Origin of the sequence: Necropsobacter rosorum (assembly GCF_964241405.1) — a bacterium.
In the GTDB taxonomy this organism is placed as follows: domain Bacteria; phylum Pseudomonadota; class Gammaproteobacteria; order Enterobacterales; family Pasteurellaceae; genus Necropsobacter; species Necropsobacter rosorum.
Genome location: NZ_CAXSXF010000003.1, coordinates 92289 through 113230 on the forward strand (window position 1 = coordinate 92289; position 20942 = coordinate 113230).

General features: G+C 44.6%; 26 protein-coding genes. 15 read left to right on the top strand and 11 right to left on the bottom strand.

The genetic code is table 11. The features are described 5' to 3' along the window. Positions 1–2: 2 nt before the first annotated feature. Positions 3–587, bottom strand: a complete 585-nt coding sequence (gene pth, locus ACESOH_RS06960) for an aminoacyl-tRNA hydrolase (RefSeq protein WP_032092180.1) — start codon at positions 585–587, stop codon at positions 3–5. Between the two features lie 73 nt (positions 588–660). After that, on the bottom strand, positions 661–1077 hold the full coding sequence (locus ACESOH_RS06965; protein WP_032092179.1) for an EamA family transporter: 417 nt from the start codon (positions 1075–1077) through the stop codon (positions 661–663). Between the two features lie 81 nt (positions 1078–1158). Between ACESOH_RS06965 and ACESOH_RS06970 the strand changes: the two genes are divergently transcribed. From ACESOH_RS06970 to xseA, 4 genes are read left to right on the top strand one after another with little or no spacing between them, the layout of a single operon-like run. Continuing rightward, positions 1159–1590: a type II toxin-antitoxin system RatA family toxin gene (locus tag ACESOH_RS06970; RefSeq protein WP_032092178.1), complete on the top strand. Its 432-nt coding sequence runs from the start codon at positions 1159–1161 to the stop codon at positions 1588–1590. A gap of 10 nt (positions 1591–1600) precedes the next feature. Then, a complete protein-coding gene (locus ACESOH_RS06975) occupies positions 1601–1963 on the top strand; it encodes an RnfH family protein (protein WP_373100493.1) in 363 nt (120 codons plus the stop codon). Next, positions 1956–3158 (top strand): ribosomal protein uL16 3-hydroxylase, encoded by a 1203-nt coding sequence (locus ACESOH_RS06980; protein WP_373100494.1) that lies wholly within the window; start codon positions 1956–1958, stop codon positions 3156–3158. The genes ACESOH_RS06975 and ACESOH_RS06980 overlap by 8 nt, the downstream gene beginning before the upstream one ends. 2 nt (positions 3159–3160) lie before the next feature. Then, the gene (xseA, locus tag ACESOH_RS06985; RefSeq protein WP_373100495.1) at positions 3161–4504 is read left to right on the top strand and encodes an exodeoxyribonuclease VII large subunit; all 1344 of its coding nucleotides are present in this window, start codon (positions 3161–3163) and stop codon (positions 4502–4504) included. Here xseA and ACESOH_RS06990 read toward each other — a convergent pair. Then, positions 4485–4763: a hypothetical protein gene (locus ACESOH_RS06990; RefSeq protein ID WP_373100686.1), complete on the bottom strand. Its 279-nt coding sequence runs from the start codon at positions 4761–4763 to the stop codon at positions 4485–4487. The genes xseA and ACESOH_RS06990 overlap by 20 nt on opposite strands. Further along, positions 4715–5197 carry an SsrA-binding protein SmpB gene (smpB, locus tag ACESOH_RS06995; protein ID WP_373100496.1) on the bottom strand — a complete coding sequence of 161 codons (483 nt, stop codon included), beginning with the start codon at positions 5195–5197 and terminating at the stop codon, positions 4715–4717. Before smpB ends, ACESOH_RS06990 begins: the two co-directional genes overlap by 49 nt. Positions 5198–5329: 132 nt before the next feature. Between smpB and ubiD the strand changes: the two genes are divergently transcribed. The 3 genes from ubiD to ACESOH_RS07010 all read left to right on the top strand — a co-directional run bounded on the left by ubiD (position 5330) and on the right by ACESOH_RS07010 (position 7544). Then, a complete protein-coding gene (gene ubiD, locus ACESOH_RS07000) occupies positions 5330–6805 on the top strand; it encodes a 4-hydroxy-3-polyprenylbenzoate decarboxylase (RefSeq protein ID WP_373100497.1) in 1476 nt (491 codons plus the stop codon). A gap of 43 nt (positions 6806–6848) precedes the next feature. Further along, the gene (locus tag ACESOH_RS07005) at positions 6849–7031 is read left to right on the top strand and encodes an NF038104 family lipoprotein (protein ID WP_051977393.1); all 183 of its coding nucleotides are present in this window, start codon (positions 6849–6851) and stop codon (positions 7029–7031) included. Positions 7032–7163: 132 nt separating this feature from the next. After that, a complete protein-coding gene (locus tag ACESOH_RS07010; RefSeq protein WP_373100498.1) occupies positions 7164–7544 on the top strand; it encodes a hypothetical protein in 381 nt (126 codons plus the stop codon). A gap of 31 nt (positions 7545–7575) precedes the next feature. Here the strand turns inward: ACESOH_RS07010 and ACESOH_RS07015 are convergent, their stop codons facing one another. The 4 genes from ACESOH_RS07015 to ACESOH_RS07030 are packed head-to-tail and all read right to left on the bottom strand — an operon-like array spanning position 7576 to position 10371. Continuing rightward, the gene (locus ACESOH_RS07015) at positions 7576–8406 is read right to left on the bottom strand and encodes a nucleotidyl transferase AbiEii/AbiGii toxin family protein (RefSeq protein WP_373100499.1); all 831 of its coding nucleotides are present in this window, start codon (positions 8404–8406) and stop codon (positions 7576–7578) included. Then, entirely contained in the window at positions 8379–8843 is a 465-nt protein-coding gene (locus ACESOH_RS07020) for a hypothetical protein (RefSeq protein ID WP_373100500.1), read from the bottom strand. Before ACESOH_RS07020 ends, ACESOH_RS07015 begins: the two co-directional genes overlap by 28 nt. Positions 8844–8901: 58 nt before the next feature. After that, positions 8902–9324: a hypothetical protein gene (locus ACESOH_RS07025; protein ID WP_373100501.1), complete on the bottom strand. Its 423-nt coding sequence runs from the start codon at positions 9322–9324 to the stop codon at positions 8902–8904. Between the two features lie 9 nt (positions 9325–9333). Then, on the bottom strand, positions 9334–10371 hold the full coding sequence (locus ACESOH_RS07030; protein ID WP_373100502.1) for an IS1595 family transposase: 1038 nt from the start codon (positions 10369–10371) through the stop codon (positions 9334–9336). A 106-nt stretch (positions 10372–10477) separates the two neighbouring features. Here ACESOH_RS07030 and ACESOH_RS07035 point away from each other — a divergent pair, with 106 nt between their 5' ends. From ACESOH_RS07035 to ACESOH_RS07060, 6 genes are all read left to right on the top strand, one after another. Next, positions 10478–10813: a helix-turn-helix domain-containing protein gene (locus tag ACESOH_RS07035; RefSeq protein ID WP_373100503.1), complete on the top strand. Its 336-nt coding sequence runs from the start codon at positions 10478–10480 to the stop codon at positions 10811–10813. 170 nt (positions 10814–10983) lie between these two features. After that, entirely contained in the window at positions 10984–13047 is a 2064-nt protein-coding gene (locus ACESOH_RS07040) for a type I restriction-modification system subunit M (RefSeq protein WP_373100678.1), read from the top strand. Beyond that, positions 13034–14386, top strand: a complete 1353-nt coding sequence (locus tag ACESOH_RS07045) for a restriction endonuclease subunit S (RefSeq protein ID WP_373100504.1) — start codon at positions 13034–13036, stop codon at positions 14384–14386. The genes ACESOH_RS07040 and ACESOH_RS07045 overlap by 14 nt, the downstream gene beginning before the upstream one ends. 532 nt (positions 14387–14918) lie before the next feature. Next, on the top strand, positions 14919–15992 hold the full coding sequence (locus tag ACESOH_RS07050; RefSeq protein ID WP_373100505.1) for an IS1595 family transposase: 1074 nt from the start codon (positions 14919–14921) through the stop codon (positions 15990–15992). Then, the gene (locus tag ACESOH_RS07055; protein ID WP_373100506.1) at positions 15992–16357 is read left to right on the top strand and encodes a hypothetical protein; all 366 of its coding nucleotides are present in this window, start codon (positions 15992–15994) and stop codon (positions 16355–16357) included. Before ACESOH_RS07050 ends, ACESOH_RS07055 begins: the two co-directional genes overlap by 1 nt. A 13-nt stretch (positions 16358–16370) precedes the next feature. Further along, positions 16371–16883 carry a hypothetical protein gene (locus tag ACESOH_RS07060; RefSeq protein ID WP_373100507.1) on the top strand — a complete coding sequence of 171 codons (513 nt, stop codon included), beginning with the start codon at positions 16371–16373 and terminating at the stop codon, positions 16881–16883. Between the two features lie 183 nt (positions 16884–17066). On the opposite strand, the gene arcA is transcribed toward ACESOH_RS07060, so the two are convergent. The 3 genes from arcA to ACESOH_RS07075 form a co-directional block, all read right to left on the bottom strand. Then, positions 17067–17780 carry a two-component system response regulator ArcA gene (gene arcA / locus ACESOH_RS07065; RefSeq protein ID WP_032092173.1) on the bottom strand — a complete coding sequence of 238 codons (714 nt, stop codon included), beginning with the start codon at positions 17778–17780 and terminating at the stop codon, positions 17067–17069. A 243-nt stretch (positions 17781–18023) separates the two neighbouring features. After that, positions 18024–18164 carry a type B 50S ribosomal protein L36 gene (gene ykgO / locus ACESOH_RS07070; protein ID WP_005720998.1) on the bottom strand — a complete coding sequence of 47 codons (141 nt, stop codon included), beginning with the start codon at positions 18162–18164 and terminating at the stop codon, positions 18024–18026. 10 nt (positions 18165–18174) lie between these two features. Next, positions 18175–18441, bottom strand: coding sequence for a type B 50S ribosomal protein L31 (locus ACESOH_RS07075; protein WP_032092172.1), 267 nt, complete (start codon positions 18439–18441; stop codon positions 18175–18177). Between the two features lie 193 nt (positions 18442–18634). Here ACESOH_RS07075 and ACESOH_RS07080 point away from each other — a divergent pair, with 193 nt between their 5' ends. Together ACESOH_RS07080 and ACESOH_RS07085 are read left to right on the top strand one after the other, a co-directional pair. Then, a complete protein-coding gene (locus ACESOH_RS07080) occupies positions 18635–20392 on the top strand; it encodes a protein-disulfide reductase DsbD (RefSeq protein WP_373100508.1) in 1758 nt (585 codons plus the stop codon). 140 nt (positions 20393–20532) lie between these two features. Next, positions 20533–20937, top strand: coding sequence for a DoxX family protein (locus ACESOH_RS07085; RefSeq protein WP_373100509.1), 405 nt, complete (start codon positions 20533–20535; stop codon positions 20935–20937). Positions 20938–20942 lie beyond the last annotated feature (5 nt).

The following is a 20942-nucleotide window of genomic DNA, read 5'->3' on the forward strand; positions in this document are numbered from 1 at the left end:
ATTTATGCTTTAAAACTGTTTAACCGATTGGTCGCTTTGGTTATTCCCTCACGGAGCAGAATATCCACGCAGGCGGCGGCTTCCTCCAACGCTTTATCGATGCGCAGGCGATCCGCCGGTGCGGGTTTGCTCAGAACATAGGCGGCCACCAGATTTTTATCGCCCGGATGGCCGATGCCGATTCTTAACCGATAGAAATTTTTATTGTTGCCGAGCTGAGCGATACTGTCGCGCAAGCCGTTATGCCCGCCGTGTCCGCCGCCCAGTTTGATTTTCGCCACCCCGGGCGGTAAATCCAGCTCATCGTGAATAATCAGGATTTCCTCCGGCTTAATCCGGTAAAAGGCCGCCAGCGCCCCCACCGCTTTACCGCTGAGATTCATAAAGGTCGTCGGCAGCAAAAACCGCACTTCCTGCCCGTGGATCAGCGCGCGCGCCGTTTTGCCGAAAAATTTGCCGTCTTCTTTTAAGCTGAAATTAAACTGTCGCGCCAAACGGTTAAGCAGCCATTCGCCGGCGTTGTGGCGGGTGTCGGCATATTTATCGCCCGGATTGCCCAGCCCGACGATTAATTTGATTTCTGCCATGGTTCCGATGTTGTCCGCTGAAATAAAAAGGTGGGCTATTGTAGCGGAAAATGCCCGGGGACTCAATCACGCCTTACAGCGCCAGCACTAACACTCCGGATAAGATTAGCAGCGCGCCGATAATCAGTTTGCTGCTGATAGGCTCGCCTAAAATGACGATGCCTAACACAATGGCGATCACCACGCTGAGTTTATCGATCGGCGCGACCCAAGAGGCGGGCGCCATTTGCAGCGCGCGGTAATAACACAGCCAGGATAAGCCGGTGGCAACGCCGGACAGCAGTAAAAAGGTCATCGGGCGGGCGGCGATATGCTGCGGCAGCTGCCATTCGTTGCGCATGGTGATAATGCCGCCGGCAACGAACAGCACCACGACGGTACGGATAAAGGTCGCCAGATTACTGTTGATGCCTTCAACCCCGAGTTTGCCGAAAATGGCGGTCAGACCGGCGAAAAAGGCCGAACCGACCGCAAACCATAACCAATTCATATTTTTTCCTTATTTTTGACCGCACTTTTTCGCTATAATAGCAAAGTTTTTTTAACCACATAATAGATAATAGCGATTGCCATGCCAAGTGTGAATCAAAGTGCGCTGGTGCCGTACAGCGCCGCGCAAATGTATGCCTTAGTCAACGATTACGAACGCTATCCGGAATTTTTGCCGGGCTGCGTCGCCGCCCGCACCGTTACGCCGAACCCGCAGGAATTGACGGCGGAGCTGACTATCAGCAAAGCCGGCATCAGCCAGCGCTTTACCACCCGCAACCGAATGACGCCGGATCGCAGCATTACGATGCGGTTGGCGGAAGGGCCGTTTGAATTTCTGCACGGGCGCTGGACGTTTGACGAACTTGACGAACAATGCTGTAAAATTTCGCTGGATCTGGAATTTGAGTTTTCCAACCCGATTATTGCGCTGGCGTTCGGACGGATTTTCACCCATTTAACCGGCAAAATGGTGGATGCGTTCAAACAGCGGGCGAAAGCGATCTATCACTAAGGAGCTTGCCGTGGCACAGATAAACATTGAAATCGCCTATGCTTTTCCCGACCATTATTATTTAAAAGGCTTTCATGTGGAGGCCGGCACGACGGTGCAGAGCGCCATTTTACAATCGGGCATTTTGCAGCAGTTTACCGAGATTGATCTGCGTGAAAATAAAGTCGGCATTTTCAGCCGGCCGGCCAAACTGAGCGATCCGCTGCAAGACGGCGATCGCATTGAGATTTATCGTCCGCTGCTGGCCGATCCGAAAGACATCCGCCGCAAGCGGGCGGCACAGCAGCAACAGGAACAACTGGCGCAGAAACAGGCCGAGAAACTGGCGAAACAATCGGCGAAAGCGGCGCAAAAGGAGACGCAACATGACTGACTTCTGTTTACCCGAACCGATTACGCCGGCGATTTTTTTGCGTGATTACTGGCAGCAAAAGCCGCTGCTTATCCGCAACGGTTTACCGCAGATTGTCGGCCGCTTCGAACCGCAGGATATTCTTGAGCTGGCACAAAGCGAAGAGGTGACCGCCCGTTTGCTGAAACAATACGACGACGATAATTGGACGTTCACCCCCAGCCCGCTGACGGCCGCCGATTTTGCCGACTTGCCGCCGCGCTGGACAGTGCTGGTACAGAATATGGAACAGTGGTCAACGGAGCTGGGGCAATTGTGGCGCGCTTTTGGGTTTATTCCGCAATGGCAGCGCGACGATATTATGGTGTCTTATGCGCCGCTGGGCGGTTCGGTAGGCAAACATTATGACGAATATGATGTTTTTCTGGTGCAGGGCTACGGCCATCGCCGCTGGCAGCTGGGCAAGTGGTGCGATCCCGCTACCGAGTTCAAACCGAATCAGCCGATCCGCATTTTTGACGATATGGGCGAGCTGGTGCTGGACGAGGTGATGGCGCCGGGCGATGTGTTATATATTCCGTCGCGCCTGTCGCATTACGGCGTGGCGCAGGATGATTGTCTGACCTTCTCTTTCGGCTTGCGTTATCCGAATCCGACGGATTTGCTGGAAAACCTTAATAAAGCGCTTTGCCAGCCACATCCAGACTGCGATCTGAACGAATTTGCAATACCGCTGCGTTTGCGCCCGTCGGTACAGCAAAGCGGCGAACTTGATCCGGCGACGGTTGCGGAAATGAAACGGCAGCTGCTGGCGACGCTGGCACAGTCGGCGCCGTTTGAACGTCTGTTTCAACAGGCGGTGGCCGCCGCGGTCAGCACGCGCCGTTATGAACTGCTGCCGACCGGCGATATGGCCGAGCCGGATGAGGTGCGCTTGCGTTTAACGCAGGAAAAGGCGCGGCTGGTACAGGATAACAACTGCAAACTGGTTTATACGCGACAGCCGTTGCGGATTTACGCCAACGGTGAATGGCTGGACGAACTCAATCCGCTGGAAGCGCTGATTTTAAAACATCTGGCTGACGGCCGTCGCCTTAACTGGCAGGATATTTTAGCACTGGCGGCACAAACGGCGGAAAAACAGACCGCACTTCAGCTGCTGCCGGACAGCATTTGCAACTGGCTGGATGACGGCTGGGTATTGCTGGACGAATAACGATGAGTAACGCCAACATTTATTCCGTCTCGCAGCTTAATCAGTCGGTACGCCAAATGCTGGAAGGGCAATTCGGCACAGTCTGGCTGACGGGGGAAATTTCTAATTTCAGTCAGCCGGTCTCCGGTCACTGGTATCTGACGCTGAAGGATGAAAATGCGCAGGTACGTTGCGCCATGTTCCGGATGAAAAATCTGCGCGTGGCGTTTCGCCCGCAAAACGGCATGCAGGTGCTGGTGCGGGCAAACGTCAGTCTGTATGAACCGCGCGGCGACTATCAGCTGATTATTGAAAGCATGCAGCCGGCGGGCGAAGGATTACTGCAACAGCAATTTGACGCATTAAAGCTGAAGCTGGCGGCGGAGGGGCTGTTTGCGCAGAATCTGAAGAAAACGCTACCGCACTTTTGTCGCGCGGTCGGCATTATCACCTCGGCCACCGGCGCCGCCCTGCAGGATATGCTGCATATTTTGCAGCGCCGCGATCCGAGTCTGCGCGTGGTGATTTACCCGACTGCGGTACAGGGCAAAGAAGCGACGGCGGAAATCGTACGCACCCTTGAACTGGCGAATCGGCGGCAGGAAGTGGATGTGTTGATTGTCGGGCGCGGCGGCGGATCGCTGGAGGATTTGTGGTGCTTTAACGAAGAAGCGCTGGCGCGGGCGATTTTTCATTCCGCACTGCCGGTGATCAGCGCCGTGGGGCATGAAACCGACGTAACCATTGCGGATTTTGTCGCCGATTTGCGCGCGCCGACGCCTTCCGCCGCCGCCGAACTGGTCAGCCGTGATCAGCAGGAATTATTGCGTCGTCTGCGGGATAAACGGCAGCGCTTGGATTTGGCGTTTGATCGGCTGTTCGAACAGAAAACGCAAGCGCTGCGGCATATGCGCCGGCGCCTGCAAAACCGGCATCCGCAAACTCAGCTGCGTTTGCAGCAGCGCGAAATGCAGCAGTTTATGCACCGGTTGCAGCGGGCGATGATGCAATGGCAGGATAAAAAACGGCAAAATCTGACCGCACTTTGCGATCGGCTGTATAACAATCCGCTGCCTTACCGACTGCAAAAGCAAGGGCAGACAATCCGCCAGCTGCAAGTGCGGCTCGATCTGGCGGCAGAAAAGCATCTGGCATTGCAACGGCATCATATCGCCGCGTTATGCGCCAAACTGGACGGATTAAGCCCGCTGAAAGTGCTGGCGCGCGGCTATTCCATTGCGCAGAATGAAGCGGGTTGTGCAGTCACTCACTGCCGTCAGGTGAAGATCGGCGAGCGCCTGACCACCCGCTTGGCACAGGGCGAGATTCTCAGCCGGGTAGAGGCCGTCAGCGATAAACTGGCATAAAAGTGCGGTCAATATTGCGCTTTTTTTGCGCTTCTGCTGTCGTGGCATTATCGATATGTATTTTGCCGGGGCGACGGAAGAGCGGCGCTGAAAACAAATGAAAAGGGCGAATATCAATCCGCCCGGACGATTCGACGCTGGCCTGTGATAGGGTTATACCGGCTTTTTTCGCACTCCTCGTCAATCTAGCATCAAGATCAAAACCGTTGCTTAGCCGCGCGCGGCATTTTTCATGATCCGGTCTTTGGTCAGCCGCCATTCGCGTTCTTTGATGTCTTCCCGTTTATCATGTTGTTTTTTCCCTTTCGCCAGACCGATTTTGACCTTCGCCCACGCGCCTTTCCAATATAACGCCAGAGCGACGATGGTGAAACCGTCGCGGTTGGCTTTGCCGAACAGGGAGGCCAGTTCGCGCTGGTTTAACAATAATTTGCGGGTGCGGGTCGGGTCGCAGACGATATGGGTGGAGGCGACGCTTAAGGGCTGGATGCTGGCGCCGAATAAATAGGCTTCGCCGTGTTTAAAAATAATATAGCTGTCGCTGATGTTGGCTTTGCCCGCACGCATGGATTTCACTTCCCAGCCTTGCAGCGATAGTCCCGCTTCGATTTCATCTTCAATAAAATAGTCGTGTCTTGCTCGTTTGTTTAGGGCGATGGTATTTGAGCCGACTTTGGTTTTTTTCTTTGTCATATTGCCTGCTGATGTGCTGAATTTGGTTGGCGCTCATTCTACCTAATAACGGAAAATATAGCAAAAAGGCTTGCATTGGCGGTTATTCTTTATAACAATGCGCACACCATTAAACAGGATGATAATCAGCCTATGAAATATAAAAATTTACGCGATTTTCTGGCGTTATTAGAACAACAGGGCGAGCTGAAACGGATTACGCAGCAGATCGATCCTTATCTGGAAATGACGGAAATTGCCGACCGCACGTTACGCGCCGGCGGGCCGGCCTTGCTGTTTGAAAATCCGAAAGGGTTTCGCATACCGGTGCTGTGCAATCTGTTCGGTACGCCGAAACGCGTCGCCATGGGCATGGGGCGGGAGGAGGTGTCTGCGCTGCGCGAAGTGGGGCAACTGCTGGCGTTTTTGAAAGAGCCGCAGCCGCCGAGAGGGTTTAAGGATTTGTGGTCGACCCTGCCGCAGTTTAAGCAGGTATTGAATATGCCGACCAAAGTGCTGGGGCGGGCGGATTGTCAGCAGCAGGTGCTGAGCGGCGAGCAGGTGGATTTATATCAACTGCCGATTATGCATTGCTGGAAAGAAGACGTGGCGCCGCTGGTGACCTGGGGGCTGACGATTACCCGCGGCCCGCATAAAGCGCGTCAGAATCTGGGCATTTACCGTCAGCAGCTGATCGGCAAAAATAAGCTGATTATGCGCTGGCTTTCTCATCGCGGCGGTGCGCTGGATTTGCAGGACTGGAAAGCGGCGTATCCGAATCAACCGTTTCCGGTCTCCGTGGCGCTGGGGGCGGATCCCGCCACCATTTTGGGCGCGGTGACGCCGGTGCCGGACAGTTTGTCGGAATATGCCTTTGCCGGATTATTGCGCGGCAACAAAACGGAAGTGGTGAAATCGGTCAGCAATGATCTGGAGGTGCCGGCGGGGGCGGAAATTGTGCTGGAAGGTTATATTGATCCGAATGAAACCGCCCTTGAAGGGCCTTACGGCGATCACACCGGCTATTATAACGAACAGGAATATTTTCCGGTGTTTACCGTAACGCATATTACCATGCGTAAAGATCCCATTTATCATTCCACCTATACCGGACGTCCGCCTGACGAACCGGCGGTGTTGGGCGAAGCGCTGAACGAAGTGTTTATTCCTATTTTGCAGAAACAGTTTCCGGAAATCGTCGATTTTTACCTGCCGCCGGAAGGCTGCTCTTATCGTCTGGCGGTGGTAACGATTAAAAAACAATATGCCGGTCACGCCAAACGGGTGATGATGGGGGTTTGGTCGTTCCTGCGCCAGTTTATGTACACTAAATTCGTGATCGTCTGCGATGAGGATATCAACGCGCGGGATTGGAAAGATGTGATTTGGGCGATCACCACCCGCAGCGATCCGGCGCGCGATTGCACAATTGTGGAACATACGCCGATCGATTATCTGGATTTCGCTTCGCCGGTGGCGGGGTTAGGCTCGAAAATGGGCATTGATGCCACCAATAAATGGCCGGGCGAAACTCAGCGTGAATGGGGCGTACCGATTAAAAAAGATCCCGAAGTGGTGAAAAAAATCGATGCGATGTGGGACAGTTTGGGCATTTTCCCGCCGCGCTGATGGCAAAAAGACGGCATATAATGACAGGTTTTGAAGGACAACGATGAACGTATTTTTCCGATTTTTAGGGCTGGGATTTTGCTGTGTGCTGTTAAACGGTTGTATCGTTACCTCCGCGGTAGGACTGGCCGTCGGCACGGTCGCCACGGCCGGTAAAGTGGCGGTGAAAACGACCGGTGCGGTGGTGGATGCGGTAACGCCGGACAGTGACGATGAGGACGACTGACCTACCTACCGGACGGCAGCCGGCAAACTCAGCGAAAAAACCGGTATTATGTAGCAGTTGCACAAAGATTTAACCGATTGAAAACATTAAAATCCCTATTGAAATTTACACTCAATAGGGATTTTTTTTATTATGGCACAAAAATTATCCAAGCACGAGTTGATCTCTCGTTTACTCTCTCTAAAAGAAAAGCAAGATGAATTAACAGCCCAAATACAGCACTTAACACAAGAAATGAATACCCTAATTCAGCCATATATGCCAAAAGAACCTAAGCCGTCATCTTTAATTACAGCAAGAAAGGTGGCTCAAGTGTTACGAGAAAATCGGGAGTGGCTGTTTTGCGATGAGATAGCAGAAAAGGTTTTAACACTTGCAGGAAATCCGCAATTTGTAGATTTTGGAGATAAGCACTATAAAGCGGTTAATCGGATTTTGTTTCGGTTACGTGAGCAAGGAATTGTGGAATGTGCGGCAAGGCTTTGGCGGTTAAAACCGCTTGAACAAGGATAAGGAATAGCGGTAGAAATACCGCTATTGTTATTTAGCATTTCATTTTGAGTGAAGGCGATACAATATTTTCTTGTATTGTTTCTTCTTTCTTATTTGTTGCTTCATCTAGCAGCCCTTTAAATTGCTTTTGAGCATTAGACGTTAATGCTTGCATTGCTGGGTGATTTTGCATTCGTTGGGTGAAATAAATCGTTTCTGCCATTTCATTTAGTTCAAGTGCTATTTGTTCAACGTCCATAATCTTATTAAGTAATGGATCGGCTTCAATATCTTCCCGATATAAACTGACTAATTTATCAGGATCTTGTGCAAAACCTTTCAAGCGAGCAGCAAGTTCAAAATCAAAATGTTCAGCGTAATGGCTTGCTAAGAAATGTAAGTCAAATAAATCACGCCCTTTTGTTCGAGTGTTATTACCATCATAGGCAGCGTGCAGTTTGTTATCAATAATGCGTTCCACCGATGAAAAACGAATGCTATCTTTAACCGTAATTTGCTCATCTGACGCTGGTGTTCGGTAAGAAATTTCCATTTTTAGGGCATCTTTGATACCTGTATCACGAATATGATAATTCACAATATAGCGACTGACGGTATCGGTATCTTTTTTCACATTAATATCATCAATCACAATGCCGTGCGGAGCAGATGCTTTGATTTTATTGAGCAAATTCAGTTTCTTACCTGAATCGAAGTCCAAATCTTCGGAAAAACGGTTTAAGCCATAGCCGAGATAAAGTGCTGTGCCGCCTTTCAATACCAAAGGCGTATCGGAAAGATTTTTTAGGATATTTACCATCAACCGTTCGTGATGTTTATCACGTTCTGTGAGCATTACATTATTGGGTTTTTGCGTTTCCATAATTGTAAATTTTCCCTTTCTTGTTTCGTTAAGTGCGGTTCAATTTGGTCGAGTAATTGATAGACCGATTGTTTATCTTCATCGCTGGGAAACCAATCATCTAAAATAACACGCCCAATAGAGCCTGTTTGCAACACAGCTGTATAAAGATAATCGACACAAGCTCTTGGGTGGTCGGCAAGCCAAACAGGGCTGTTTTCAGGGAAATATCCCATATCATTGAGCCTTTTTGTGCCGTCAATAATCCCAATATCGCCCAAAAGGTGATGAGTATTTCGTTTTTGACCAAAGCCATAAATATAAAAATCTTGCGGATAGGCATCATCATTTAATGCTGCTGCACTATGCCAATCGCCTGTTCCATTGGGGCTATGAACGTTTAATGCCACAATGCTGCTAACATAACGATTGATTTGTGTCGGGGGAATGCGTAGCATAATTTATCCTAATAATTAACCAGTTATATTTGAATTATCGTTAAAATCTGATTTTATATCAATGGATTTTCCATTGCCAATAGACTTCTCTACGGCTGATTTGTGTTCTTATAATCCAATCACGTTGATGAAATGTATTTAACTGCTTACGCACGGAATCTAAATGTTTTTCCGATGGAATACCTTGTGTCTGTTCAATATCAAAAATCCGTTGGGTAAGCTCGGTAATCGTAAAGGCTTTATTTGGCTCATTACGCATTATCTGAATAAGGTATTTTCGAATTTTCCCTTTAAATAATTTATATCTACGGCGATAAATGAAATTTTCCGTGTTATAACGTGCAATATCTTCTTCCGCCTTCATTAAATCAATGGCTTTTTGAACGGTAGCAATCTTTACATCTAATAATGCTAAATGATCTAACACCTGTTTACGTTCAAAAGCAAGGGCTTTGAGTTTTTGCTCGAGTTTATAAGCCATTATCATTCCCTATTGCCAAATCACTTCTTGATAAACAATTTTTCGTTGCCAATAGCTACACCATTCATTATTTTCATTCGTGGTGTTTAGACATTTGCTTAACACATCTTTGAACTGCCAACCATTCGATTTTCTACGATGATCTTCACGGTAAGCCACTTCATTAGCATAATTGAGTAAATAGGTATTACTCATTTTATGGGTTTGTCCGTAGTACATTCGTTTGAAACGACTAAAGAAACTTTCTGCCTGATTGTTGGTTACACCTAAATCACTACGATATTCTTTTTTGTGATTGACGGTGAATAAATCATAATCCAGCAATAATTCACCGTAAGCATTACTTTCGTCAGTATTAATACGACTCTTTTTCTCAATATAGGCATTAGCAAAAGCATTAACAACAGATTGTGTTTCCAAAAGGGTAACAAAGACGTGTGAGCGTTTCGCACCACGATTTAGCTTATTCGCTCCCTTTTCAATCGCAGAATAATGCTCTCTAGCTACCATTACACAACGTTTATCAGGATTTTGATTTTCTTTCAAACGATAATCCAAGCGGTCAGATGCTTTATTCTTTTTGCGTGGCACAGGGTGAACGTAAGTACCGTCCATATCAATTTCACCTGATAAAGGCTGTAAATCTCGATGTGTTAAGAGAGATTTACGCACTTTATGAGATAGAACAAATGCTGTACGATAGTTCACATCAGCATCACGAGCAAGTTGTAGTGATGAAATACCTTTAGTCGCATTGACAAATTTAGCGATGATATAAAGGTAGGTTTGCAATGGTTTTTTACGGTTTGCAAAAATTGTGCCTGATGTAATGCTAAATGTGTGTTTACAATGCTTGCAACGCCATTGTTTACGAGTAGAGATAAAATAGGCTTTATGCCGAACACCGCATTTAGGGCAAACCACCACTTCTTTACTTCCCCAGCGTAGCTCGCACAATAAGCTAAATGCTTCATCATCAGATAGACGAGCTATCTTGATAGATGAAAGCGAGCGAGCTTTGCTGGAAAGAAGAAAATGTTGTGTCATAGTATTGAGATCACACCTTGAATAAATTAGAATATGAAACATTATTCATATTGATTGTGCATAATATATCACAATCATTCACTTTTTTCAATAGGAATGTGAAATAATGTGCATATCGAAACGATTAAAGCAGGTGCTTGAAGTCAAAAATATGACGATAACGGAATTTTCAAATGTGACGGGAATTTCGTATCGCTCCGCAATGAATTACTTAAATGAAGGGCGTGATCCGAATGTAGATGCCTTAGTAAAAATTCATAAGGGGCTTAAAATCAGTATAACTTGGTTGCTTACAGGAAATGGAGCAATGTTTCAAGCAGCAACGCAGGAAAATAACATTTCAGCACAAGAAGAAAAACTGATTGCGGACTATCGCACGATGCCTGATAACCTTAAAGAAGCCTTTGCAATTTCTTTCAAAGAAATTTCAGACAAACTATAAGTTATACTAGACAAACTAATTTAAAGATCGAAAAATGAATCAATCAATCAATCAATCAATCAATCAATCAATCAATCAATCAATCAATCAATCAATCAATCAATGAGTTTATCGCCCTTGGCATAAAGCACAAACTGATTTCTATTTCATCTGAAAACCGCATCGAATATCTGTTCGAAAAGCGTTCTCGTAATTTTACCAATCCTGAAGAACAGGTACAGGCAGAAATTTATTGCCGTCTGATTTTGCAATATGGTTATCCGAAAGAACAAATTCGTAATTTTGTTTCGGTAACAATGGGTTCGAGCACCAAAGAAGCCGATATCGTAGTTTATCGTGATGTCGAATGCCAACAGCCACATATTTTGGTGGAGTGCAAACAAGCTGAAGTATCAGAAGCAGAATTTATTCAGGCAGTCAATCAAGCCTATTCTTATGCCTACGCCCTACCGAATAATGTCAAATTCGTATGGGTAACATCATCTATAAAAAACGAATATTTTTCTGTAGATAAAAGCAAAAATAGCCGCACTACTCTGCCTGATATTCCACCATTCGGTGTGGATAAGCTCGCCAGTTATAAATTTGCCAAAGGAGCAAATCTGTTATCTGAGAAAGGTAAACAAAAGTTTTTTGATTTACAGATTGTCGATGAAGCAGATTTAACCCGCCGTTTCAAGCAAGCACACAACGCATTATGGGCTGGTGGTCAGCTTAATCCATCAGAAGCTTTTGATGAATTGGATAAACTCATTTTCTGCAAAATTTGGGACGAACGTAAACTGCGTAAAGATGGAACGCCTTACGATTTTCAAATTATGTTAGATTTTGATGAGAAAAATGAAGACGGCATAAAGAAAAACAATCAAGCCTTGTTTGACCGCATTACCAAACTTTATGCAGAAGGGCGAACCAAAGACCCTGAAGTTTTTAAAGACAGCATTCGCTTATCACCTGAACGGGTGCGTACTATTGTCGGCTATCTGCAAGATGTTAATCTAAGTAAAACTGACCTAGATAGCAAAGGACGAGCCTTTGAAACCTTTATGGATTCGTTTTTCCGTGGTAGTTTCGGACAGTATTTTACCCCACGCCGTATTGTGAAATTTATAGTTGATGTGTTACCAATTACCCACGACAGCTTCGTACTGGATACCAGTTGTGGCAGTGGTGGTTTCTTGTTGCACGCTTTGGATAAAGTTCGTCGTGAAGCTGATGAATACTATCCGCAACATAGTACCGAGCATTTCCGCCACTGGCATGATTTTGCTGAGAAAAAACTTTATGGTATTGAAATCAATGAACAAATTAGCCGTGCTGCCAAAATGAATATGATTATTCACGATGATGGGCATACCAATGTTATTTCTGCCGACGGCTTATTAAGCGATATTGAGCTACAGAATCAAAGCAATAATATAGGCTTTAAATACAATCACTTTGATTTTATCATTACCAATCCACCGTTTGGAAGTACAGTCAAGCAAACCGAAAAGGCTTATTTGTCTAATTATGGCTTTGGCTTAAAAGATATTTCTTGGCTGGATATTAAAAATAGCGGAGTACAAAATCGAGATAGCCAAGCAACCGAAATATTATTTATTGAGCAATGCCATAATTTTTTAAAACCAAACGGCTATTTAGCGATTGTCATTCCAGACGGTATCTTAACGAACAGCAGTTTGCAATATGTGCGTGACAGCATTGAAGAAAAATTCCGCATTATCGCAGTAGTCAGCTTACCGCAAACCGCTTTTAAAGCTACAGGAGCAGGCGTAAAAAGTAGCGTACTATTTTTGCGTAAATACGAGCCAAGCGAAACCGACCGTATCAGTAATCTGAAAAAAGATATTCAAAATGCAGTCAAAAATGCTCACAATTTTGAATCCACTTTAAAAGCATTGGACAGTGAGAAAAAAACTATCTTAAAAAATGCCACAGGTGCTAATTTTGAAGGCGATTTAAAAGCCTTTAAAGAAACAGCCGCTTACAAAGAATGGAAAAATGATATTAACAGCGAATACGGAGAAAAAATCACTGAGCTTAAAGAAGCTATGCTGGAGAATTATCTAGCCCAAAAACGTACCCAATTGCCTGATTATCCGATATTTATGGCAATCGCTGAACATATTGGTTATGACGCAACAGGAAAAGATACTGCTATCAATGAACTGGATACCATTAGTTCAGAATTGGCACGTTTTATTGAAGGAGTGAACAATGGCGAGTTTTAATTTTCAGTCTGCTTTAACGTATGGGCAAATGTTCTTGGTGCAGTCAAGGGAATTAGAAGGACGATTAGATACAGGATTTTATCAATACAATCGTAACGATATTGATACCATTAAATTATCTAGCTTAATTCGTGTACAAGGTGGAAAAAGATTACCGCAAGGTGAAAATTATTCTGAAACAAATACAGATTATTTGTACTTTAGAGTAAGCGATATGACTGAATATCAAACAGCTTGTTTTGATAACTGCAAATTTATTTCAGAAAAAAATTATTTAACCCTAAGAAGATATGAACTATTTGAAAATGAATTAATTATCTCTATTGCGGGAACAATTGGAAAAGTTCAAATTGTAGATAATTTCCCGAAGGATAAAAAAATTATTCTTACAGAAAATTGTGCTAAACTATCGATAAAAGATCGCTCTAAATTATCTCCTGAATATTTGGACTTGATGCTTAAAAGCGATTTTGTGCAACAGCAAATTTCTGTTTCTAGTATCCAAACAACTATTCCTAAATTAGGGCTGGATAAAATTTTATCATTGAAAATTCCTAAAATTCCAAACCTTCAAAAACAAGAAAGTATTATAGCGTTAATGAAAAAATCTGTTTTGACTAAATCAACAATGGATAAACAAGCCCAAACCCTATTAAATAGTATTAACGATTATTTGCTAAATGAATTACAGATTGAATTACCACAGACTGATAACAGTTTAGAAAATCGTATTTTTACAGTACAGATGAGAGAAATATCGAGCGGGCAATTTGATGCACAAAGTCAGTTTAATAAACATTACCGTATTCAAGGTGGCAAATACAAAAATGAGTCATTGAATAAATTAGCTATTTTACAAAAAGGACAAAGTATTACGTCTGATGAAGTGATTGATGGAGATTATCCTGTGATCGCAGGTGGTCAGACTAGCCCCTATAACCACCATATTGCTAACCATAACGGCAATGTGATTACCGTAAGTGCTAGCGGTGCATATTCAGGCTATGTGTGGTATCACGATTATCCGATTTTTGCATCTGACTGCACAATGATCTTTTCTCAAAATGAAGATAGTATTTTAACGGAGTTTTTAGCTGAAATATTAAAACTAAAACAGCAAGAAATTTACCTATTACAAAAGGGAGCTGGGCAACCGCACGTTTATGCTAGTGATTTGGAGCAGTTAGAAATTCCTATTCCCCCTTTAGTAACGCAGAAAAAAATTATTAACCATATCCGTCAAACTCGTCAAACTGCTAGCGATTTACAAATTGCTGCTAATAATGAGCTAATAAAAACTAAAGCTAATATAGAGAAAATGATTTTAGGGGTGTCTTAATGATATTAACAGGTATATTAGAACGATCTTTAGGTAACTAAAAGAAATTCAAAACTACTATGACTTTGGAGAGTATTTATTTTTTCCTGAAGTAATACTAGGAAACTTTTATTAAGATTCTATTTCGGCTTTTATAAAGTCCACAAATTCCTTGTGGCAGTACGGTATTCAAGGCAAAATGCTTTGAGCCGACCTGAAAATTCAGGTGGGCGATTTTTTTGTGTCTAGCGTTTAGCTTTGAGTGCCTGTACACACAAGGAATACTTAAAACAACCACTCAAGGCGTTTAAAATATCAGCAATCAAACGCATCAAAAAATTTCTCTTGACAGAGCTTAGAGCTTTTGGGAACTGACTATATTCAAAAACACAAAAAATCTCAAAAAAGACTTGACAAAAGAAAGTGCTTGACAAACGCCCTATAAAATAATATCTTTTTGCCCACAGAGAATAGTCCCTTCATTATGACTTTGCTTTTAAGCCCAAAAAGGCTTTAGAAGTTTCAGAGTTTTAATGAAGGGATTTTTGTTTCTATGGCACAACATTTTCGGTTATCAGCGGCAGCACGCCAGCTATCTGTAGATAGCTTGGCGAGTTTGTCTGAAGCCGAGATTTTTCAGCTATTAAAACAAGCTCGGTGGGGTAATGTAGATGAAATAAACAATGTTATTTGTCCGCATTGCCATACTCGCCACCACGCCTATTTCATTTCTACTCGTCAGCAATGGCAATGCAAACATTGCCAGCATCGTTTTTCAATTACGGCAGGCACAATTTTTCAAGGTGCAAAACTTTCTTTGCGTAAAATTGTACTGGCAATTTTCTATTTTTCGACTGAAAGCAAAGGACTATCTGCCATTACGTTATCACATAAGCTCAATGTGCAATATAAAACAGCGTGGGTACTCTTGCATAAATTCCGTGAGTCCCTTGATAAAGTCAAAGATTTAACACCGCTGAATGGCGAAGTTCACATTGATGGAGCTTACACGAACTATTATATTCGCCCTAAAAACTTTCGCCATAAGCGTATTGACAGACGGAAGAAACGCTACCAGCGAGCGGATAAGTCTTGTGTATTGGTATTTCGCCAACGTGCGGCTAATCAAGATGCGATGAAAGGGGCTGATAGAAGTATTGTCGCTTTAGTTAAGGAAGAAAACACGCAAGATATACTTGATTTAACACAACGCTTAGTCAAGCCAAACAGCACGATTCACGCTGATGAAAACCCTGCTTATGACAATCTCGCTTTTCATTATGATTTATGGCGAGTCAATCATTCGCAAGAGTATTGTTCGATTGATGGTATAACGAATAATCTTGCCGAGTCCTTTTTCGCAAGACTACGGCGAGCAATTACAGGTATCTATCACAAGATGAACAATAAATATCTGATTTTCTATGCAAATGAAATAGCGTGGCGTGAAGATAATCGCCGAAAAAGCGTAAAAGAGAAATTTGAGCAATTACTAAAATGTTGCTTAAACACCTTGCCATCACGAGATTTTATTGGGTACTGGCAAGGCAATAAAAAAGCAGAAGCGAAGTTTGGTTTAGCAAGCCTACACGCTTCAAATGATTTTTACTATTCATTGGTGGCATAATGCAAACGTTTATTTTAATCTACATTCTTACCTTAAATATCTTCTATCAACGTGTAAAAAGGCTACGCTTTTTCTATTATTTAATGTTGTTGGTAATTATCATCACAATAAGCCATTACTTGATGGTGAATTATCAAGATAGACCAATGTATTATGCTATTGCGATAGGCAATGGCTGGGTAATGCTGCTTGAGTTCATCACGCTTATCGCAGGGGTAATTTATCGGTTTGGTTACTTAAAAACCCCTATCCCCGATGCAAATACGATTTTGACAATGCCGACATTGGCACTCTTTCCCTATATTAGCCTATGGGGAAAGATGAAAAATGAGCATATTACCTATTGGGAAAATTTCACTCATTAATAAGGGAAAAACTATGATAGATACATCACTTAACGTTGATTTACGTAAAATGTCCTATGAAGATTTTAAGGAATTTATGAAAGGATTAGCAACCATTTATTCAGAATCCACCTTTGATTTCAGTTTCTTTTCTTTGTATAAATCCTTGCGTAGTATCGCCAAACAAATAGATCGTCCGCTATATAGTTTGTTTACAATTTATGGTGCATACGAAATCGCAGATAATCAAGTCGTATTAGCTGTCTTTGATATACTCATTAACCTTGATGACGATGAAAGTGAAGAAAATAAAAGACCTAAAATGGAAGTGAGTTTTGCAGAAGATACCACTCGTTTGCGTTGTCCAATGAGTGTAAGAGATTTACTCACTCAATCAGATTATGTGTTACGATCAGAGAAAGTCTTTCCCCGAATAATGGAAGAAATTCTCTTAGAAAATGAGAAAGCAAGACGAAAACCAACGCCCATCACATTTACCGATGAAGAACTTGAATTACTGCTAGAAGGTAGCATTCCATTCGAATAAACACACCTTGTTAGATTTAGCTTATTAAACTAAAATGTCTTTAACGTTAATCGGTTAAAGGCATTTTTATTGCGGTTAGATTTGATTTTAGGCTTTGTGCAACTGCTACATAATACCGGAAAAAACGAAAAGTGCGGTGAATTTCACCGCACTTTTTTAGTTTTGATTGCTCCGGATTTGATCTTAGTCTTCAATATCGCCGCAGAAACGGTAGCCTTCGCCGTGAATGGTGGCGATGATTTCCGGCGTATCGGGATGATCTTCGAAATGTTTACGGATGCGACGAATGGTGACATCCACGGTTCTGTCCTGCGGTTTGAGTTCGCGGCCGGTCATTTTTCTTAATAATTCTTCGCGGGTTTGAATTTTGCCCGGATTTTCACAGAAATGCAGCATTGCGCGGAATTCGCTGCGCGGCAGTTTATATTCTTCGCCTTCCGGATTAATCAGTGAGCGGCTGTTGAGATCCAGCGTCCAGCCGTTAAAACGGTATTGCTCAATATGTTGATTGGCGGTTTTGTGATGTTCCTGCATGGTGCGCTGCAGCAGATTTCTGGCGCGGATCGTCAGCTCGCGCGGGTTAAACGGCTTGGTAATATAATCGTCGGCACCGATTTCCAGCCCTAAAATTTTATCCACTTCATTGTCTCTGCCGGTTAAAAACATCAACGCCGTATCGGTGTTTTCGCGCAGTTCGCGGGCAAGCATCAACCCGTTCTTGCCCGGCAAATTGATGTCCATAATCACAAGGTTCACTTCCTGTGCGGAAAGGATTTTGTGCATTTGCGTGCCGTCGCAGGCCTCGAATACGTCGTATCCTTCCGCTTCAAAGATGCTTTTTAACGTATTTCTGGTAATTGCTTCATCTTCAACAATTAAAATCTGTGGAGTAACCATTATCGTATTCCTTCCTCGCGGACGTTCTGTGTCCGTTTAACTAATTTAACCGGATGATTAACCTCGGGTATTTTAAATTCGTAATTGTATAATTGCAACATTATTGTAACAAGCGGGAAATATTGAAATTATTTAATTAACTTTTGATTTTATGATCTATATCATGGATATTGATTTTTAAAGCAAAAAAACTCCCTCCGCGAAAGGAGGGAGAAATGTTGAGGAGTGATACCAAAATAAAAACTATCTTTTTTTCTTACCGCCCTGACGAGCTTTAAAACGCGGGTTTTCTTTGCAAATAACATAAACCACGCCGTGACGACGCACGATTTTACAACCCGGATGGCGGGTTTTGGCGCTTTTTAACGATGATAATACCTGCATGCCGACCGCCTTATTTGGATTTTAAGGCGCCGAACCGGCCGTAACGGTTAGCAAACTCGCTGGCGCGGCCTTCATTGGCGATTTGTCTGGTCTTACCGGTATAAAACGGGTGAGAGGCGGAGGAGGTATCGCACATAAACAGCGGATATTCTTTGCCGTCTTCCCATTTCATGGTCGTGCTGGTACGCGCGCAGGAACGAATCAGGAATCCTTGTTTGGCATTGCTGTCATAAAATAATACGGTACGGTAATTTTCCGGATGAATACCTTTTTTCATAATTTAAAACCTTCTTATTTTTTATTGAAAAATAACTATGTCCGAGCATACTACAACAAATAAGAACAATTATCAAACTTATTTTTTTAGATAAAGTAAGTTTGTTTTGCCGCGCTGATTTTTTTCCTGTCTTTGCGGCCGATTGTGTTAAAATCCCGTCGGGTATGTCAATTGATAATGATTATGTTTAGCTATGAAAAAATATATTCTAATTTTAACCCTGATTTTCACCGCACTTTGCGCGCAGGCGGGGCTGTTCGGCGCCAAATCCTCCTTTTTAAAAGCCGATGAAGCCTTTCGCTTTGTGTTCGAGCAAAACGCGGATTCCGTGGCATTGCAATGGAAAATCGCGGACGGCTATTATCTGTATAAAAAAGAAATTCTGATTGAAGATCAACAAGGCAACATCGAGGAGATCGATTTTCCGCCGTCGGAAAGACATCATGACGAGTTTTTCGTCGACACGGATATTTATCGTCATGCGCTGACCTTAAAGGTGCCGTTACCGCAGGAGCGCCGTAGCGAATGGCTGCGGGTGACCTATCAGGGTTGCACCGACGGTTTTTGTTATCCGCCGGAAAGCCGGGAAATTGCCTTGCATACCGTTGCCGATAACCAAGGCGCGCAGGCGGAGGGTGGAATTTCAGCGCCAAAAAGCACCGCACTTTCGGCGTCGTTAAGCGAGCAGGACAGACTGGCGGAAAGGCTGTTTGAGAGCCGTTATGCGGTGTTCGGGTTCTTTTTGCTCGGCATCGGGCTGGCGTTTACGCCTTGCGTTCTGCCGATGTTGCCGCTGTTGTCGGCGATTGTGATTGGCGGCGGTAAACAGCGTCCGAATACGGCCCGCGCGCTGGGGCTGAGTTTTGCTTATGTGCAGGGCATGGCGCTGACTTACACCTTGCTCGGCCTTGCGGTGGCGGCGATTGGTCTGCCGTTTCAGATTGCCTTACAAAGCCCGCCGGTTTTGATAGGGCTGTCGGTGATTTTTGTGCTGCTGGCGCTGTCGATGTTCGGGCTGTTCACCTTGCAGTTGCCGAGTTCGCTGCAAACCCGTCTGACTTTGCTCAGTCAGCAGCAAAAGCGCGGTGCGTTCGGCGGCGTTTTTGTGATGGGGATGATCGCAGGCCTTGTCGCCTCGCCCTGTACGTCTGCGCCTCTGTCGGGGGCTTTGCTGTATGTCGCGCAAAGCGGGGATTTGCTCACCGGCGCTCTGACTCTGTATTTGCTGGCGTTAGGCATGGGGCTGCCGTTAATGCTGATTACGGTGTTCGGCAATCGGATTTTGCCACAATCCGGCGCATGGATGGTAAAAGTCAAACAGGCGTTCGGCTTTGTGATGCTGGCATTGCCGGTTTTTCTGCTGTCCCGTTTGCTGCCGGATAACTGGGCGAGCCGTTTATGGGCGCTGTGGGGACTGGTCTTTTTCCTGTGGCTGGCATTGCAAATGAAAAATCACGGAGTCGGTTTGGTGTTGCGCATCGTCTGGCTTATCGGCGCTCTGATTTTCGCCAAGCCGCTACAGGATTGGGCATGGGGCGCCGTACCGCACGGGCAGGAAAGTGCGGTGCAACATTCCGCCGTTTCTCAGGCGGTAAACTTCCGGCGAATTAGCAGTTATGCCGAATTGCAGCAGGCTTTGCACAGCAATCCGAAAACCGTTGCGATGCTTGATCTGTACGCCGATTGGTGTGTGGCCTGCAAGGAATTTGAACAATATACCTTCACTGATCCTCAGGTACGAACAGCGTTTGAAAACGTGCTGCTGTTACAGGTGGATATGACCAAAAACAGCCCGCAAAATACGGAATTAACGGAAAAATTGAAGGTGATCGGCTTACCGACCATTCTGTTTTTTAATGCTCAGGGGGAGGAAATCGCCAATTCCCGGATTACCGGATTTATGCCGGCGCAACCGTTCTTTAACCAATTATTGAAAAATATCGGGCAGTAGTTTTTATTCTTAACTGAAATGAAAAAGTCCTTTTCTTTGTCCGGCGGTTGTGGCATCCGCCGGATTCCGTTATGATCTGAAGTCCTCGGACCTGTTAACGGATAACAGGGATTTTCGGTTATTTAGCAAAGGAATACTTTATGAATTCATTAAACAAATACAGCCCCTATTTTCTGGCGTTATTACGCATTATCGCCGGTTATATGTTTTTACTGCACGGCACGGCGAAATTATTTGAATTTCCGCTTTCCATGACCGGCGGCAACGGTGGCGTGCCGTTGTTTTCGCTGTACGGCATCGGCGGAGTTATTGAAATTGTCGGCGGTGTGTTATTTATTTTAGGCCTGTTTACCCGCCCGGCGGCGTTTATTCTGTCCGGTCAAATGGCGTATGCTTATTTCTTTATTCACGCCTCGGCGGATAATCTGCTGCTGCCGTTGGTTAATCAGGGCGAACTGGCGGCATTATATGCGCTGGTCTTTTTATCTTTTGTCTTTTCCGGTGCCGGCGCCTTTGCCTTGGATAACAAGCGCGCGCAGAAATAATACCG